General features: G+C 48.5%; 17 protein-coding genes and 2 pseudogenes. 13 read left to right on the forward strand and 6 right to left on the reverse strand.

All coding sequences use genetic code 11. From position 1 onward, the window contains the following. Nucleotides 1-819 precede the first annotated feature (819 nt). Nucleotides 820-2,223, forward strand: a complete 1,404-nt coding sequence (locus GK091_RS21865; protein WP_246202353.1) for an autotransporter outer membrane beta-barrel domain-containing protein — start codon at nt 820-822, stop codon at nt 2,221-2,223. Between the two features lie 606 nt (nt 2,224-2,829). Continuing rightward, nucleotides 2,830-4,134: a TMF family protein gene (locus GK091_RS21870; protein WP_246202354.1), complete on the forward strand. Its 1,305-nt coding sequence runs from the start codon at nt 2,830-2,832 to the stop codon at nt 4,132-4,134. A gap of 158 nt (nt 4,135-4,292) precedes the next feature. On the opposite strand, the pseudogene GK091_RS21875 reads toward GK091_RS21870, so the two are convergent. Together GK091_RS21875 and GK091_RS29650 are read right to left on the reverse strand one after the other, a co-directional pair. Further along, nucleotides 4,293-4,814, reverse strand: a pseudogene (locus tag GK091_RS21875) (outer membrane beta-barrel protein); the annotation flags it as partial. Nucleotides 4,815-5,257: 443 nt separating this feature from the next. Further along, nucleotides 5,258-5,383, reverse strand: a pseudogene (locus GK091_RS29650) (transposase); the annotation flags it as partial. Between the two features lie 262 nt (nt 5,384-5,645). Between GK091_RS29650 and GK091_RS21885 the strand changes: the two are divergent. The 4 genes from GK091_RS21885 (at nt 5,646) to GK091_RS29865 (ending at nt 7,521) form a co-directional block, all read left to right on the forward strand. Next, on the forward strand, nt 5,646-6,152 hold the full coding sequence (locus GK091_RS21885; protein ID WP_164041990.1) for a hypothetical protein: 507 nt from the start codon (nt 5,646-5,648) through the stop codon (nt 6,150-6,152). A 26-nt stretch (nt 6,153-6,178) separates the two neighbouring features. After that, nucleotides 6,179-6,571, forward strand: coding sequence for a VOC family protein (locus GK091_RS21890; RefSeq protein WP_164041991.1), 393 nt, complete (start codon nt 6,179-6,181; stop codon nt 6,569-6,571). Between the two features lie 285 nt (nt 6,572-6,856). Next, complete coding sequence (locus GK091_RS21895; protein ID WP_164041992.1) at nt 6,857-7,324, forward strand: hypothetical protein; 468 nt, start codon at nt 6,857-6,859, stop codon at nt 7,322-7,324. Nucleotides 7,325-7,386: 62 nt separating this feature from the next. Further along, nucleotides 7,387-7,521, forward strand: a complete 135-nt coding sequence (locus tag GK091_RS29865; RefSeq protein ID WP_262889206.1) for a hypothetical protein — start codon at nt 7,387-7,389, stop codon at nt 7,519-7,521. Between the two features lie 588 nt (nt 7,522-8,109). Here the strand turns inward: GK091_RS29865 and GK091_RS21900 are convergent. Then, nucleotides 8,110-8,445, reverse strand: a complete 336-nt coding sequence (locus GK091_RS21900) for a hypothetical protein (protein ID WP_164041993.1) — start codon at nt 8,443-8,445, stop codon at nt 8,110-8,112. A gap of 684 nt (nt 8,446-9,129) precedes the next feature. Between GK091_RS21900 and GK091_RS21905 the strand changes: the two genes are divergently transcribed. From GK091_RS21905 to GK091_RS21935, 7 genes are all read left to right on the forward strand, one after another. Next, nucleotides 9,130-9,363 carry a hypothetical protein gene (locus tag GK091_RS21905; RefSeq protein ID WP_164041994.1) on the forward strand — a complete coding sequence of 78 codons (234 nt, stop codon included), beginning with the start codon at nt 9,130-9,132 and terminating at the stop codon, nt 9,361-9,363. Between the two features lie 41 nt (nt 9,364-9,404). After that, nucleotides 9,405-9,644, forward strand: a complete 240-nt coding sequence (locus GK091_RS21910) for a hypothetical protein (RefSeq protein ID WP_164041995.1) — start codon at nt 9,405-9,407, stop codon at nt 9,642-9,644. A 40-nt stretch (nt 9,645-9,684) separates the two neighbouring features. Then, nucleotides 9,685-10,200 (forward strand): hypothetical protein, encoded by a 516-nt coding sequence (locus tag GK091_RS21915; RefSeq protein ID WP_164041996.1) that lies wholly within the window; start codon nt 9,685-9,687, stop codon nt 10,198-10,200. Nucleotides 10,201-10,338: 138 nt separating this feature from the next. Next, the gene (locus tag GK091_RS21920; RefSeq protein WP_164041997.1) at nt 10,339-11,229 is read left to right on the forward strand and encodes a helix-turn-helix transcriptional regulator; all 891 of its coding nucleotides are present in this window, start codon (nt 10,339-10,341) and stop codon (nt 11,227-11,229) included. 66 nt (nt 11,230-11,295) lie between these two features. Beyond that, nucleotides 11,296-12,033: an SDR family oxidoreductase gene (locus GK091_RS21925; protein WP_164041998.1), complete on the forward strand. Its 738-nt coding sequence runs from the start codon at nt 11,296-11,298 to the stop codon at nt 12,031-12,033. A gap of 303 nt (nt 12,034-12,336) precedes the next feature. Further along, nucleotides 12,337-12,942 carry a hypothetical protein gene (locus tag GK091_RS21930; RefSeq protein ID WP_164041999.1) on the forward strand — a complete coding sequence of 202 codons (606 nt, stop codon included), beginning with the start codon at nt 12,337-12,339 and terminating at the stop codon, nt 12,940-12,942. A 99-nt stretch (nt 12,943-13,041) separates the two neighbouring features. Further along, nucleotides 13,042-14,154, forward strand: coding sequence for a carboxylate-amine ligase (locus GK091_RS21935; protein ID WP_164042000.1), 1,113 nt, complete (start codon nt 13,042-13,044; stop codon nt 14,152-14,154). A 52-nt stretch (nt 14,155-14,206) separates the two neighbouring features. Here the strand turns inward: GK091_RS21935 and GK091_RS21940 are convergent, their stop codons facing one another. From GK091_RS21940 to GK091_RS21950, 3 genes are all read right to left on the reverse strand, one after another. Beyond that, complete coding sequence (locus tag GK091_RS21940) at nt 14,207-14,659, reverse strand: response regulator (RefSeq protein WP_164042001.1); 453 nt, start codon at nt 14,657-14,659, stop codon at nt 14,207-14,209. Nucleotides 14,660-14,723: 64 nt separating this feature from the next. After that, entirely contained in the window at nt 14,724-15,161 is a 438-nt protein-coding gene (locus tag GK091_RS21945; protein ID WP_164042002.1) for a response regulator, read from the reverse strand. Nucleotides 15,162-15,278: 117 nt separating this feature from the next. Beyond that, nucleotides 15,279-15,731, reverse strand: a complete 453-nt coding sequence (locus GK091_RS21950; protein ID WP_164042003.1) for a DUF2306 domain-containing protein — start codon at nt 15,729-15,731, stop codon at nt 15,279-15,281. Nucleotides 15,732-16,645 lie beyond the last annotated feature (914 nt).

Here is a 16,645-nt window from a genome sequence, read left to right on the forward strand (position 1 = left end):
AAAAATTTACCAAAATGACTGACCGATTAAGTCAATCACTTCTGTGTGTTCTGTGAGGTCAACGTAGCGATGCTGGTCAAGTATCGATGATACCAATTTACCATGAGCCGCTATCATAAACAGAGTAGGCTCGATGAAATTGAACTGGAATTTTCAACTGCGATTCACAATGATACTGCTCTTGCCTCGGCGAGCCGAACGATATCTGGTAGCGACACGCTATCAGGGTGTCGATAGAAGCGGAATACCCGGCTGCGCTTTCGGCTGAGTATTTTTGTGTCGTCTACCCGTAAAATAAGAGAGCCGAACCACCTTTCGGTAGGCCGGCTCAATGGACAAGACAAGATAGAAATGTAAATATAAACATTTGTTTAGTATCCGAATAATAAATTTAATAATCCTATCTACCGGGAAAAGGGCCTTTAATTGAAAGTTGATAAACTAATGGGTAACAATGTATTATATTTGTCTTGGATAAAGTAACAAGATAGACAAGCAAGCCGGGCTCTTATAGGGTTTGGCTTCTTCGTTTTTATCAACTTAGTCGCGCCTTCGGGTTTACTGCTGCGGTTTCTGTGAATAGAAAAAGCTTACTTATAGTGTGGATTGAAAACAAACGCCTGGTCATCTTGAGCCGGGCGTTTTTGTTGTTAAATATACTTATCGGCTTCAAGCTGTTACACTTTAACCCTTACTTTTGGTTGTCATATTGACCTCAAATCATCTAATCATTTTATGAAACTAATCTACTTCACAGTATTTCTTCTATTAGCTACTTTCCTATCAGCAACGGCGCAACAAACTAACTACGTGGCTACTATGGCTAATGCATCTTCCCCTGGTATTTACAACACCTTGGTCGGAGTAGCAGCAGGCAGTGGCACTACATCAGGTAGCTATAACACTTATATAGGGTATATGTCAGGTTATTTCAACACAAGCGGTTCTAACAATGCGTTTGTAGGATTCAATGCAGGTAATAATAACCAAACTGGTTCCAACAACGCGTATTTTGGGTACGGAGCGGGCGTTCGCAACATAACTGGTAGCAATAATACTTATCTAGGAGCCATATCTGGAAGCTCTGGTATTCAGTCATCGCTAAACACTTTTGTTGGAGCCAGTACGGGCCTTAACAACAATGGTGATGGAAATACCTTTATTGGCAACCAGGCCGGACAAAATAACCAGTCAGGGGGATACAATGTGTTTTTGGGTAGTCAGGCTGGCCTGGCTAATACTACTGGTCAGGGCAATTTGTTTTTAGGCCAACAAGCGGGTGGGCAGAATACGACGGCCAGTTATAACTTGTTCATGGGCAATAGCTCAGGTAGCAATACTACCACCGGTTTAGGCAACACGGCCATCGGTGATGGCTCGCTGCTGCGCAACAACACGGGTATCCATAATGTGGCCATTGGTCGTTTTGCGGGTGTAGAAAGTCGTAACGATGAGAACGTCTTTATTGGCTTTGCGGCTGATGTTACCCCTAACACTCCCAACCTCACTAACGCCACTGCTATTGGCGCTCGGGCCCGGGTCAGTCAGAGCAACAGTATTGTATTAGGAGCCAATGCCAACGTAGGTATTGGCAACGGAGCCCCCACGGCTAAGCTTCACATCACCACAGGTACAGCCAATACGTCTGGTTTACGCTTAGAGAATCTACCCATCAGTTCTACCGCTACCGGAGGACAAACCAAATTTCTCACCGTCGATGGAGCGGGTAATGTGATTCTGGGTAGTCTGAGCGGCTCGGCTCGGGAGGGCGCAGTGGAAGCGCTCTGGCAGCGGAAAGGCTCGTTCTTACAGAGTCAGAACGGAGAATCAATTGTGATTGGCTCGAAGGTCGATAAGACCCCAACAGGCTACAGTCTATTTGTGGGGCAGGGTTTATTGGCTGAAAAAGTGAAGGTGGCCGTCAAGAATACCTCAGACTGGAGTGATTACGTCTTCAAGCCGGGTTATGCATTACAGCCACTGGCTGAGGTTGAGCAGTACATTCAAGAGCATGAGCATCTGCCCGGCATTCCTTCGGCTAAAGAGATGGTCGAGCAGGGCAATGATCTCCACAAGACCGACGCGAAACTGTTGGAAAAGATTGAGGAATTGACCCTGTATAGCATTCAGCTGGAGAAGCAGCTACAGGCAAACGACAAGAAGCATCAGGCAGAGATCGACGAGTTAAAGCAACTAGTCAAGCAGCTAGTGGGCAAGAAGTGAGTGGTGAAGAATCAAATTTGATTTTGCAAACCGCCTGGTCATCTTGAGCCGGGCGTTTCTGTTGTGGTATAGTCCCCAACTTCAGACGGGCAAACAAGCAGATCCGGCTCTTGTAACGTGTCAACCAAGTATACCGAATAGTAAAATTACACGCAACACGAACCAGGCTCTGCTGATAGAGGAGCGCAGGGGGTTACCTTTAGTTGAGTGTTCGTGTTACATAGATCATTCCCACTCCCGAGCTTGATCGCGATTGTCTTTTAAACCTGTAAACCAACCTAGATTCTTATGAAACCAAGTATCCTTTTGTGTCTTTTGTTGCTGAGTACGCCACTATTGGCTCAACCTAGCAATTATGTTGCAAATACACCCAACTCAAGTACACCGGGGGATCTAAATACCCTAGTAGGCCCTTTTGCAGGATTTGCCAACACAACGGGATCTTCCAATTCATTTATTGGCTATGGTGCAGGCGCTAATAATACAACAGGAAGTAATAATGCTTTCCTAGGCTCTAGTGCAGGCTCATTTAATACAACTGGTAGTGACAATATCTTCATTGGCCATGAGTCCGCATCTAGAAATACAACAGGCTATGCAAATATCATGGTCGGTTCATTCGCTGGCGTTAGTAACGAAAATGGGGCGGGCAATACGCTTATAGGTGTTCAGGCGGGACAACAAAATGTAACTGGTAGCAACAATGTATATCTCGGTGGTCTTGCAGGCTTTCGTAATGCGAATAGTGACAATAATACGGCTATTGGCTTCCAAGCTGGCTATAGTAATGTCGTCTCTGGTAACACGTTTTTAGGCTATCAGTCAGGCTATAACAACACAACGGCGGGGGCAAATACGTTTTTGGGCTACCAGAGTGGATTCACGACTACCACTGGTCAGGCGAACGTCTTTATTGGCAGCGCGGCTGGCTACACCAACTCCACCGGTACGGGTAACTTGTTCCTAGGTCAACAAGCAGGCTACAACACTACCAGTTCATACAACCTGTTCATGGGTAACGCGTCGGGCAGTACCACCACCACTGGCCTGGGCAATACGGCCATTGGCGATGGCTCACTACTGCGCAACAGTACAGGCACTCACAACGTGGCCATTGGCCGTTTCGCGGGTGTAGAAAGCCGTAACGATGAGAACGTCTTCATTGGCTTTGCGGCTGATGTTACTCCTAACACCCCCAACTTGACCAATGCCACCGCTATTGGAGCAAGAGCTCGTGTGAGCCAGAGCAACAGTATTGTATTAGGAGCCAATGCCAACGTCGGGATTGGCACGGGGGCACCCTCGGCCAAGTTACACATCACAACGGGCGTGTCGGGCACCTCCGGATTACGTTTAGAAAACCTAACCAGTAACAACACGGCCATCGTGGCAGGCCTGACCAAATTTCTCACGGTAGACGGCGCTGGCAATGTGATTTTAGGTACCCTGAGCGGCTCAACTCGGGAAGGCGTTAACGATGCGCTCTGGCAGCGGAAAGGCTCGTTCTTACAAAGTACTCAAGGCGAATCAATCGTTATTGGGCAGGGAGTGGATAAGACCCCAACAGGCTACAGTCTATTTGTGGGGCAGGGTTTATTGGCTGAAAAAGTGAAGGTAGCCGTCAAGAATACCTCAGACTGGAGCGATTACGTCTTCAAACCGGGTTATGCATTGCAACCCCTGGCTGAGGTTGAGCAGTACATTCAAGAGCATGAACACCTGCCCGGTGTAGCATCGGCTAAAGAGATGGTCGAGCAGGGCAATGATCTCCACAAGACCGACGCGAAACTATTAGCCAAGATCGAGGAACTGACCCTGTATAGCATCCAGCTGGAGAAGGCAGCTAAGCAGCAGCAGGCTCAGATTGACGAGTTGAAGCAGCTGGTGAAGCAGCTAGCCGATAAGAAGTAAGCAGGGATAAGAAAGTAGATCTGATTTTACAAAAACGCCTTGTCATCTTGAGCCGGGCTTTTTTGAGTGTATAAAGCGAGTGACCTTTCATAAGCACAATACCCAGCAATGACCCACAGTGATACTGGCCATTGCTGGGTATGCTGTTGTTGGTTTAACTACCGCTGGCCAAAAGTAAAGAAGACTCCTGCCCCCAACAAAAGCAGCTTTCCGGTTTCACCATCATCAAAAACGATGTGATATCCCGCATCGACATTTATGCCAATGGCCGGTGAAAGGGCATACTGTAAACCAACCTTTGGTGCTACGCCAAAATTGCTAGCGTTGTCTGATGCCTTTTCGCTATTATACCCATTGCTAATTTCAAGGGTAGCAGCGGTTCTGTACAAGCCAGCCTCTACGCCAACGTAGGGCCGCAAAGCTGACTCGGAGAAAAAGTACTCGGCTTGACCTGTTACCATGAGAAGATTCGTAGAGGCTTTAATCGATATAGCAGATCCCGGAGTGGGATATACATTGACACTAGACGCATAATCCTTCATGAAATACCGACCGTTTAATCCAATAGCAAGGTTTGGTTTGACATAATAGCGTAGCGTAGCTCCTCCCCCCCATTGACCATCGGAGAAAGAAGATCCTGCTGAAGTTGATGCTGCGTAATTGCCATTCACATTCACCTGAAACTGTGCCTGTGCCTAGCTGGACAAAAGCAGCGCGCCTATCCCAAGAAACAGGGAGGCAGTTATTTTGCGGAAATTTATCATAACGAATCTGCTGATTTGGTCCACGCTAAACTATAGTTTGTGACTACAGCCACATAGCTTTATTTAGCCAAAGGAGATAATCTAACTAGCTATCCGCCACGATTACCAGTCTAAATTCGGGAGATTAGTGTAAAATAGATCAATAGAATTTTATCCGGAAGCTTCCGTTTGTTACACTTATTTTCTGGGTTCTGTCATTATAAGCATCAAAATAGAGGGTACCTTCTACTTCTTTGCTGTCTACTTTGGTAACTGTACATAGGCCAACTGAACCGTTTACCTGATTCACAACGGTCATGTTTTTGGAATACAAATTGAATCTGTCCTTCTTTAACCGTCCATAAATAATCGGAGCGTTTCCACGGACCAAACCGCTCTGGTAAATCCCGCCACGGAGCCCCACTTCGAGCAATCCATAGGGCAGCCTTACTCAAGAGTCGGTTATTGACGGCAGAACGGCCTATGTGCCCTATTTTGCCAGGTAGTCAGTACGTAATTCGTTCCTACTGATGACTGATGATTTCATGACGACGCATGAATAAAGTTGACAATTGGATTTATATTCACCTAATTGTTAATACGTCCCAAAGCAAGTTGCTCACAGTCTGAGTGTTAAGTAGGACGATTCATGCCACCTATTTCGCATTATGAGTAGTCGAAAAGTGAATACCTCATAAGTAGTCCTTTGCAAAATGTTGAAAACTGCAAAGGAGATACACGATAATCTTTTCTCTAAATTATACCTTCATGAACCGACTCGTTACCCTTCTTACAGTGCTGGTGTTGTACGGCTGTAACCAGAAACCCAAAACCGAGACGGTAACCGTACCGGCCACTGAATCCACTACAACCGCCGTTGACATAACACCTGGTGAGCTGGTAAATACGTACTACACGATCCTACAGCATACCCAGTCCGGCAGGGGTAGCAATTATGAGATCCTAATCGATTCAAGCAACACGCAGGTGGATAACATCAAGCAGGCGGTGCAGATGTTTGTCGTGGCCGAGTGCACGGCTACCCCTTGTAACAGCGTGGGAATCTGGAGCAGCGAGTCGGCCTATACCCTCTATAAAGCCAGGACAGACCAGCCCGCCTGGCGCAAAGCCAACTGGCCCTATGTGGCCGAGCATTACGTGGCGAATTACAGCGCCACAGTAAATAAGCTGACGTTACAGCCTTTCCTGGATTCAGAATACCGGCGCTGGGGTGGCACCCAGCAGCGACCAACGCCCCCGTCGGTTGATCTGTAACCAGCTTTACTAACCTAGTTATCACCATGAAAAAAGTAACGGGCCTGGGCGGCATATTCTTTCAATGTGAGGATCCGAAGGCCATGAACGATTGGTACGCCAAAAATCTGGGCTTACCGGCCGGCGAGTACGGCACGACCTTCGAATGGCGGCAGACGGAGGACCCTTCTAAAAAAGGCTCTACGTCTTGGAGTACGTTCCCTAAGAACAGCGACTATTTCAAGCCATCGACCAAGCCCTTCATGATTAACTACCGGGTAGAGAACCTGGTAGCCCTGGTTGAGGAATTAAAGCGTAATAGCGTGAGGGTTGTCGATGAAATTGCCGAATACGACTACGGCAAGTTCGTACACGTGCTCGATCCGGAGGATAATATTATTGAGCTTTGGGAGCCTGCTGATGCCTCAGAGCCGGGCTGAGTAGCAATCGAGAGCTAACTGAAACAGGTTAATGAAAACCTTTTCACCTTAGACCCTGATAAAGCAACCTTATCGAAATCAGGCAGCACGATCAACCTCGCGATGGCCCTGGTGGCTGACCCCAATGCTACGCAAAGCTCGGTCACGATCAACGGCAGTAAATTTGTGATGACAGAATCCCCGGCAGGCATTACGGGTATTTTCGAAGCTTCGACGTAAATCAAACTGCCCGGTGTATCTGTTATCTAATTAGTCTAAACGCCATCGGCCGATCTAACCAACTGAATGAATAGCCCAATTGAGTGTCCCAAATGCGGATCAACCCAGATTCGTGCGCAGCAACGTGGGTTTAATGAGGATACGGCCAGTATTGCTGTTACCGATGAGGAAGAAATAAACCATCTGCCGAGTAACAACAATATCGAAAACCACTGTCTGACGTGTGGCCATCGGTGGAAACCCGTCAACGAGTTCAACGCCGGCTTTGAAGAACAGATAGAAACCGACTTCTTCGACGAGCAACAGGTACAAGCCCAGTTCTACGAAGACTACGAATCCGGGCGGTTTGACAAGGCCCGGCTCCGCGTTCCCGCGTCGGTCAACGATCTCTACAAAAAGCGGGGGCTCAACGCGGCTTACCGGTACCTGAAATCACTGGACAAAGGCAGCGAGAAGTTTAAGTCCAAACTGCTGGCAGGGGGCCTGGCTATCCTGCTGGTCATTATTGTACTCGTTGTCCGTTCCTGTGGTTAGTCTATTTTACAAGAATGAACCGAAGCCAACGCTGCCAGCATGTTACTGGATAGATTCACGTCTTGCCAGCGCAGCCGGAAGCTATCAACCATGTTCATGCCGTTGCACAGACCGGAAAACACCCAGAAGTCACGGCCCCGCTGCTCAATGCTGCCGGGCCGGTTGTCGAAGAACAGGACGTTGACCTTGACCCCTAGGCGTAGACAATACCGATGAATGGATGGAGAATGGTACGTAATTCGGTACGCGGGAGTACTTGCTTGCGGACGGTTTTTCCAGCCCCGCCCTCGAAGAGAACCTTATCCGGCAGAGCCACGTCCGCCTTCCCCTCAATCTTGAGCAGAGCCCAGCTATAGTCGAGGACGTTTAGTAGCTTATCCTGCGCTGCAAGGTGTTTTTGTTGTTTCTATAAATTTTTGTAAATGCATGTATTTAACCAGTTTACGCAGCTCCGCTTCGTGATGAACGTATACTCAGAGTCGTATTACAAAACAATTTGTATGACTGATAAGTATATTTATCATTGAGGATCTAAGGGATTCCGTAAGTATTTAGGCTTAGCCGCCTAGATAAAGAGGTAAAAGCAAAAAAGCTCGGACGTATTGCGCCGGGCTTTTTTTGATTTCACCCCCTTATCCAGTAATCTTTCATCGGATCAATCCCTTCACAGGGTGGTGTGGTTTATGGCGGAGTATCAACAAAGCCCATGCGTCTAGGTCAGGTTTTCGTCGTGGGACAGCTGGCCAGTTCATCGATCATACGTTCTTGCGAAGAACAACTGACGTTCAATGCAGGCCGACCGTTCGGCTGCGTTGTTGTTCGTTACGCGTTGCGTATACCGGTCCTTCATGCTGTATGTTGGCGATCTGCTCTTTAGCACTCAGTGTGTCATCCGTTAATGGGTAGTTGACACTGACAGGACCTAATACCGTGGCTTCTATGAATTCACCTGTTTCTGTCCGATAGCGGATCAACTGCCCTTCTGAAAATTGCGATGGCTGCGGATGACGAACCAGCCTGGTTTGCCCCTGATAGCGAATCTGCAAAGCATTTGGCGGTGGTGGCTGGACACAATAAATGAGGGCGCCCGCAAAGATGAGTAGAGCCAGTACTGTTCTCATGATGATTAATTAGGTATGTCTTCGGCTTTCGCCATGTAACACTAATGTAACGTTAATGGGCTGTAGTTTACAGTTTTTTGGTATATAAAATTACTTAACGGGAAAATTGGTAACATGTACTTATTGGTAAGTAGGCGATTTGGTTACTTACTAATAAGTAGGCAAATGCCTTTGTCAATGACGACGTAGAGCCTCAGAATAGCGGGTTGGCAGTCGCTTTGGTTCAGTCCGTAGGTGAGTACGTGAACCGTTCCGTTGCTGGTTTTCGGCGGTTCTGCTAACGTAAGTATATCGGCAGATCGATGAAACTGACTATATCGTCTACTTTTGTAGACAGCGTGTACTACAGTGATCCTGTCTGGCGGCTACTGGCTCAATCAGACGGGCCATAGTCAGCTACAACATGCATGAGTCGATACATAGCTAGCGCATACCTTAATGAAACTACTGTTTATTCTTTTTCCGTTGCTAGCTTTGTGTAGCTGTAATAGAACCGCTAAAACCGAAACGGCCTCTGCTATCGATACCACCAGTACCGAGCCTGAAAAGCCCTGGTACACGATGCTGGATCAGAGGTAGCCCGGTAACGTCAAGACATATAACCTGCTGGTTGGTTCGACCAGTACCCCAGTCGATACCATCAAACAGGCGGTGCAACTATTTGTCGTTGCCGAATGCACTACTATGCCCTGTGACGACGTGAGGATCTGGAGCAGCGCGCGCGCCTACAAGCTCTACCAGACAAAGACTGATTATCCCGCTTGGCGAAAGCAGTTCTGGCCTTATATTGCCGAGCATTACGTGGCTGACTACAAGGCGAGCGTGAATAAATTAAATCTATTCCCCTGTCTCGATTCAGACTATCGGCGGTGGGGTGGTAGACAGCAGCGGCCAACACCCCGTTCGATTGATTTGTAATCCTTGGCTGATCAGTCTTTACTATACCTTCATGTACCTCTATGGAAAACGAATCGAGAGAAGACTTACTGCGCCTGAAAGCACAATACGAAGCCGATCTGGTTCAGGCTAAAAATTTGTTAAGCATCTATGAACTGCCGTCGAAGAGCGAGTTCGATGATTCTGAAGAAACGAATACGCATCTGCCGATCCATAATGCGATCCGGGAGCAGAAAGAGATAATAACGAAGATGGAACTGACCTATGCTGAACTCGTACGCAAATTGAACGAATCAGAATGAGACCGGCCAAACGCTGCCAACTGCACACGTACTCAACACAATGAACACGTACAACGTAACCTCAACGGAGAGACGGGTATTCACGTTAACACGAAACGATAGTTTCGTCGGACGGTTGGTGTATGATAAATGGTTTTCCTTCCAGTCAACGATCGAACTGCCCGGTTACGCACCTTTCACGGTTGATGCCAAAGGCTTCGACTGGAGTAACGTTACCGTCAACCAAAACGCCGAGGTTGTTGCGGATTTTAAGTTAACCTGGAATGGCCAATTCGTTATAAAGACAAGACTCGATACTATAGCAGACCAATTCCTGGTCAAGCAGAAAGGCGTTGTGAACAATAAATTCGTTCTGCTGACTAACGATGGAGTGGAATTGCTCGTTGTAGAGCCCACGTATACAGGAACTCAGTCAACGGTGGATTATCGACTAAGCGCATCGGATGCATTTGACGAAGTCGCGAATAGAGATCTGTTGGGGCTGGTGGTTATTCACTGCGCAAACTATTACGTGGCTATGATGGCCATGTCAACAGCCACCCTGCTGATGGTCTGATGGTGAATTTTTAAACGGCCACAAATGTCGGGAAGCAGCGATATGTGACCTTGAGTGGTTACTGGTCTGGACTCGACGATAAGGCGGCTGCTGTAACCCACTCATTGAAGGCGCTCGAAAAAGGTATAGCTTTAGGCAATGCAACTACTTGACTCTCATTCCCCAGTACCTGTTTATTCGCTGGAACCGGACGGGGTAACGGGCAACAGACACTTCAGGGTGTATAATTACAACGGCAGTCTCCCTAATCTGGCCGAGTTACTGATACCGCATCGAAAGGATCACTACCTGCTCGTGTTCATCCGGAAAGCGGGCGGTCGTCAATGGATCGACATGACGCCCTACATTCTGCAAGACAACACGATCTACTTCTCCGGGCCAGACCAGGTCATCGTGAAGGAAGAGTTCAAACAGTTGTGGAGTACCGGTATTGCATTTACGGGCGAGTTTTTATCGCTTCAGGAGAACGCGTCCTTGACTAGGCTGCCACTGATCCAGAATCCTCAGGGTGGCCATGAATTAAAGCTTACAGAGACTGATGTAACATTTGTCGAAGACATACTGGCCAAAATCAATGTCGAGTATCAGCGTCCCAGTGAATGGCAGCAGCGCATGCTGGCGGCTTACCTGACGGTTTTGCTCACGTATCTAAGCCGTTTGTATAGCGAGCAGTTTACCGGGAATGATCCCTCGGTCGAGAAGCTGGTGTTGACGCGATTTCAAGCCAAGATTGATGAATGCTTTCGAGAATGGCATGAAGTGAACGACTATGCGTCAATGCTTCATGTATCGGCCGGGCATTTGAGCGAGGTGGTGAAAAGTCAGAGTGGCAAGCCGGCCATCAAACACATCCACGAGCGACTGGTGCTGGAAGCCCGGCGGCTCCTGTTTCATACCCATCAGTCACTGAAGGAAATTGCCTTTGATCTTGGTTTTTCGGATGCTTCCTACTTCAATCGGTTCTTCAAACGGGAAACGGGCACGACCCCTGCCGAATACCGGACGTATATCCGTAAAATGTACCAGTAATGCCGCAGAATGTGTTCCAGTTGGACGCATGGAGCGCGGTAGCTTTGTGCTGTTAACAAATCAACGATGAAAACAGCACTGATCACAGGAGCAAACAAAAGTATTGGCTTTGAAACCGCCAGACAATTACTACAGCAGGGGTATTACGTGTATTTGGGCAGCCGCGATTTGCAGAAAGGGCAGCAGGCGGTTAGCCAGTTGCAGGCGGAAGGGCTGACGCAGGTAGAACCTATCGAGATCGACGTCAATTCGAGTGACTCCATAAAAGCCGCCCGCGACGTACTCGGCCAAAGGACCACTGTGCTGGATGCACTGGTAAACAACGCGGGCATTCACGGGGCTATACCGCAGACGGCACTGGAAACAGAAGCCAGCGGATTTAAGCAGGTATTTGAAACGAATGTATTTGGGGTCATCGACGTGACACACAGGTTCATGGACCTGCTAACGCAATCGACGGAGCCAAGAATCGTTAACGTTACCTCGGGCCTGGGTTCGCTCACCCTGCATAGTGACCCTACGTGGAAATATTACCAGGTCAAGCCCGCTGGTTACGTTGCCTCTAAAGCAGCTCTCAACGCGTATACCATTGTGCTGGCGCATGACTTGCGCAATACGCCCTTTAAGGTCAACGCCGTTGATCCCGGTTATACCGCTACCGATTTCAATGGTCACTCTGGCCCCGGAACCGTGCCAGATGCTGCTGCCAGAGTAGTAAAAGCAGCCGTATTGGGTCCAGATGGGCCAACGGGGCAATTCTTTAGCGACGACAATTCACCGGAAACCGGCATTAGCCCCTGGTAGATCGGGAAGTTTATGCCCGTGCGTTACCTGGCGTAAGTCTGTCAATGCATTTTTTTGGAGTAAGGATTCAGACGTTCCTGACTTACGTTGGGCTACATACCCAGGGCAACGTGTCCTGGGTATGTAGCCCAACGTAAGTCAGGAACGTAATCATTTTTGAAAGACGGGCCAAAACCTGCAAAAGCAGGTGTATCAGGGTCGATAGAGTAGCGCTTGCCGATAGGTGCGCTATTTTTTTTTGATGAGGCTGGCCGGCAGCTATGGCGTTGCCAACATTTATTCCATTTAATCGCTTGTAGGGGTATGGATACCGAAATCAAACCCAATACGAGCCTTTCCCTGACGGAGGAGGATGGTCGCCAGTTGCTCCAGGCTACTCTAGCGGACTACGTGGCCTTTCTACATCGGCAGCCTGCCGTCTGTGGTTCCGCTGAACAGCAGGAAGCCCTTATCAAGCACGTTGCGCAGGGGCATGAGCTTATCAAGCAGGTGGCTGCCGAACGGCTTAAAATTACCCGTGAACTCGATAAGCAGAAACACGACTGGATGGAGATCGAGAAGCAGATGACCGCTCCCATACTCGCAGCTATGCAACCGCTGAAAGATGCTGTCGAGCATTACAACCGGGAGATGTTACGCATACGGGAGCACCAGCAGGAACTGGCGGCTCAACAGGTAGCACTGACGGAGTCCGGACAGACCAGCTGGTTGACGCCCCAGATCGCGATCGTAGACAAACCGAAGGGTGTGCAGATGAAGTGGACGTACGAGATTATCGATCATAATCAAATACCCAATGGTTACTGGACGCTGGATGAAGCGGCCATCAAAGCCGATATTGCCCACGGAGTCCGGGAAATACCCGGTGTGCGCATTTATCAGGAAGCCGTTACGACTTTTCGTAAATAGCGTAGTTAATAACTGGTAACTTCGTTAGCGAGATTACGTAACGCTGGCTGTCGTGTCAGTAGCCAATGGTCAGAGACTCTATCCCTAACACACACACCTATGTCCCTCCCCCGTGAAGCCTTTACGATGGGCGTTGAAGAAGAATACCAGATCATCGATCCGGAAAGTCGTCAGCTTCGGTCGAGGGCGCAATCGATACTACGTAAAGCTCAGGCGACCCTCGGTGACCAGGTAACGCAGGAACTTTACTTATCCCAGATTGAGATTGGCACTTCGGTTTGTGAAACGATCCAGCAGGTGCGTGATGAACTTCGGCATCTACGGGGTCAGGTCATCGCAGCCGCCCGAAGCGCCGATAGCCGCATTGTAGCCGCCGGAACCCATCCCTTTTCCCACTGGCAGGATCAGAAACTGACGCCAAAAGAGCGTTACATCGATCTGCAAACCGACTTTCAGCAACTGACCCGGGAGCAACTCATTTTTGGCTGTCACGTTCACATCGGTATTCCTGACCGGGAGCTGGTTATCGACGTGATGAACCGCTCACGACCCTGGCTGCCTGTCTTACTCGCCTTGGCCAGTAATTCTCCGTTCTGGCTGGGCACCGATACGGGGTATGCCAGCTTTCGCACCGAGCTCTGGGGACGCTGGCCGACAGCGGGTATTCCCCACGTGTTCAACTCGCGGGCGGACTACGATAGGTTGATCGATGACATGGCGCGAACGGGCAGCATTACCGATGCGACCAAAATCTACTGGGATATGCGTCCTTCGTCTCATTACGAAACGCTGGAGTTCCGGGTTACCGATGTCTGTCTGACGGTCGATGAGGCTGTTATGATTGCAGGACTGGCCCGAGCCCTGGTGCGAACCTGTGCGCTGGAAGCCGAGCAGAATAGCGTGGTAGTGCACGTCCGGCCTGAAATTTTACAGGCCGCCAAGTGGCAGGCCGCCCGCTATGGTCTCGCGCAAAGCCTGATCGATCCACGGGGAGGGTGTGCCATTGCCGCTCCCGAATTGATTGATTCGTTCCTGACCTACATTCGGCCTGCCCTGGAAGAATATGGCGACTGGTCAGAAATTGACCAGCTTGTGAAACGAGTGGTTAAAGAGGGAACGGGCTCGGCTCGTCAGCGATCGGAATATGATCGGTGTGGTAATTATGAGGCTGTCGTCGATTATATGGTCAGCGAAAGCGCAAAAGGAACGTAACTCGTAGGTAGTGGCATGCATTGTCTCGCCTGAAAACGTTGCTCAATCAGGCCTAATTGCTGGCTTGTTGTGTTTTCTCGAACCAGGTACGTGGCAACGAAACCGCGTTGTACCAGTAGGAACGTAACTCACTCAACAACACTTTCCATTCGGCTAAACTAAAGGGTTTGGTTACGAACGAAACGGCTCCTCGGTTGTAGGCATCACGGCGGTCGTGGGCCGATCGGCTGGCCGATAACATAACCACCGGTACCAGCTTGCCAAGTGGGTGCTGCTGCATCAATTGCAGAAAATCCAGTCCTGTCTGAGAGCCACCCAAATGAATATCCAACAGGGCTAGCCTTGGCCCAGGCCCTTCGACATTATAGAGGTAAACGACAGCCTCTTCAAAGGTTTTGACCGGAATAAAATCAGCTTCGGGAAAACTGGTTTTTGCCGTACGGGTGATGATATCGATAATAGCAAGGTCGTCCTCCACCAACAGGATAGCAAAACGAGTGAGCATAGCGAGAGATAATGTGTCTTAGGTCCTAAATACGTTGAGCGTTACAGAATACGCTGATTGGTTCTCAGGTCGGCGGAGTAGAGGGTAAGAAATTGGTATCATGCCAATAGGCCTTGAGTGTATCAATGTAGTTGCGCCATCCCGTCATATCTTCAGGCTTCTGGGTGTAGGCAGTGACTCCTTTATCATACGCCCGTTTTACTGCCGTTGGGTCTGCAAGCACTGTGAGCATGATAACGGGTATCTTCCCCTTGAACTTGGTTCGGATTTCATCCAGTAAATCAAAGCCATCCCGGCTCTGTTGCAGATCAATATCGGACAAAATCAGTTGGGGCAAATCGGCCTCCTGGTTCTGGAGGTAGTCGAGCGTTTCTTGAACGGATCGTGTATTAACGAAGGTAGCCTGAGGAAACCGCGTCTGAGCTGTCGTGGTGATCAGATCGAAAATGGGCGGCTCATCATCGACGACCAAAATCAGAAAGGGCTGCTTTTGTTGCATCATTTGTAAGCAAGGGGCTGGCCATTGATTAACGAAAATACTAGCTTTATTAGTAAAGCCGCAAGGTACGCATTTGTTCTAAAAAGGAAATCAGCGATTGCGAAACTGCGGCCAAGTTCATCACCCCGACGTATAGCGTATCGCCCTGATCCAACCTGGATAATGGTGGTATAACAGGAAACTGCCAACAAGGAAAACCAGGGCGGCCAATCCAAGGGTGACCCACCAATAATAAATCTCCGGGAAAAAACGGTACGTACTCTCCACGAAAAAGGCTGCGTATAGCCCGGTGATCGATGCACCCATACCCAGATAATGCCACGTAAGCCAGGATCGACTAAGCGCTTTCAGACCAAGGGCTCCCAGCCCAACGAGTAGGTCAATGCCACTGCCGACCGCCCCCCAGTGGACGATACCAAAACAGCCAGAAAGGTAGTACATCTGAAAGGCCGTACATAAGAGTAAGCCCATACTAACGGCATAGAACCGCCCAGCCAGTCGATGGGCACTGGTTCCTTTGGTCGTAAACAGAATGTAGGTACCTGTACTTATCGCAGTAAGGGCAGCGAGCACGTGTACTACACTTGTTGAAGAATGTAGGATAATGGTCATGCCCGAGCTTGGGTGATAGGAAGGCGGTCGCTATGGCAACGTCACACGATTACAAGCATTGCTGGACTGGCACCAGCGTCACTCACAAGTCCCTCTTGATTCTGGGACGTTTTGGCCGTTTCGGTTTGGGTAAAGGAGCGGGCGCTGGTGAGGGAGTTTGGGCTGGAGTTGAGTTTGTCGGTTGCATACTAGAATAACCATTCTCGGTAAACCAATTGTTACAGTCCATTTAGCGAATGGCCCAGTTATATCGATTGGTTGGCCTATTGAGCTGGACCCATCTTCTGATCATGATTGGATTTAACTGGCGTTGATAAGGTTCCGGGCAGACAGAAGCCCGATCAGTAATCGGGCCTTGTCCTATTTATTTACGTTACAGTACTACTCAGACCTAACTACCCGCTGATGAAAAGATACGCATTTGGACAGAAGTAGTGAGGATTCGGGAATAAGCTCAACTTGGCTACATTTCAGCAAAACACGCTTGGCAGACTCGAAATGATGCCCCTAAACCCCTCTCACAACCTGCCTGGATACGGTATGGCTGGAAATGTGAATCTTTGGACGACACGCTAAACACAAATGATAGTCAACTATCTTTATTATTTAATAAATATATATTTTGTAAACTAATATCCTCGATTGGCGCATCTTGTATCTTTATTCCATTATTGGTTGAGAACGTATTAATAATTTTGAATTTAATGGAAAATAAGTAAGAATGTATTTATTTTTGAATTAGAAAGCACAGAAAGGTTAAGTATATATTATTATATTATGAATTGGCGGATGAATAGTGCAAAATTCGGCGTTACTTTTAGCTTATTAGTATAAATCAATAATTATAGTTTGTTAAAATAGTTTTGTAACTATAC

Origin of the sequence: Spirosoma agri, assembly GCF_010747415.1 — a bacterium.
Classification (GTDB): Bacteria; Bacteroidota; Bacteroidia; order Cytophagales; family Spirosomataceae; genus Spirosoma; species Spirosoma agri.

Coding starts and splice junctions, on each gene's coding strand:
- GK091_RS21865 (WP_246202353.1), top strand. CDS start 820: ATGGCTAATGCATCTTCCCCTGGTATTTACAACACCTTGGTCGGAGTA.
- GK091_RS21870 (WP_246202354.1), top strand. CDS start 2,830: ATGGTCGGTTCATTCGCTGGCGTTAGTAACGAAAATGGGGCGGGCAAT.
- GK091_RS21885 (WP_164041990.1), top strand. CDS start 5,646: ATGAACCGACTCGTTACCCTTCTTACAGTGCTGGTGTTGTACGGCTGT.
- GK091_RS21890 (WP_164041991.1), top strand. CDS start 6,179: ATGAAAAAAGTAACGGGCCTGGGCGGCATATTCTTTCAATGTGAGGAT.
- GK091_RS21895 (WP_164041992.1), top strand. CDS start 6,857: ATGAATAGCCCAATTGAGTGTCCCAAATGCGGATCAACCCAGATTCGT.
- GK091_RS21900 (WP_164041993.1), bottom strand. CDS start 8,445: ATGAGAACAGTACTGGCTCTACTCATCTTTGCGGGCGCCCTCATTTAT.
- GK091_RS21905 (WP_164041994.1), top strand. CDS start 9,130: ATGCCCTGTGACGACGTGAGGATCTGGAGCAGCGCGCGCGCCTACAAG.
- GK091_RS21910 (WP_164041995.1), top strand. CDS start 9,405: ATGGAAAACGAATCGAGAGAAGACTTACTGCGCCTGAAAGCACAATAC.
- GK091_RS21915 (WP_164041996.1), top strand. CDS start 9,685: ATGAACACGTACAACGTAACCTCAACGGAGAGACGGGTATTCACGTTA.
- GK091_RS21920 (WP_164041997.1), top strand. CDS start 10,339: ATGCAACTACTTGACTCTCATTCCCCAGTACCTGTTTATTCGCTGGAA.
- GK091_RS21925 (WP_164041998.1), top strand. CDS start 11,296: ATGAAAACAGCACTGATCACAGGAGCAAACAAAAGTATTGGCTTTGAA.
- GK091_RS21930 (WP_164041999.1), top strand. CDS start 12,337: ATGGATACCGAAATCAAACCCAATACGAGCCTTTCCCTGACGGAGGAG.
- GK091_RS21935 (WP_164042000.1), top strand. CDS start 13,042: ATGTCCCTCCCCCGTGAAGCCTTTACGATGGGCGTTGAAGAAGAATAC.
- GK091_RS21940 (WP_164042001.1), bottom strand. CDS start 14,659: ATGCTCACTCGTTTTGCTATCCTGTTGGTGGAGGACGACCTTGCTATT.
- GK091_RS21945 (WP_164042002.1), bottom strand. CDS start 15,161: ATGATGCAACAAAAGCAGCCCTTTCTGATTTTGGTCGTCGATGATGAG.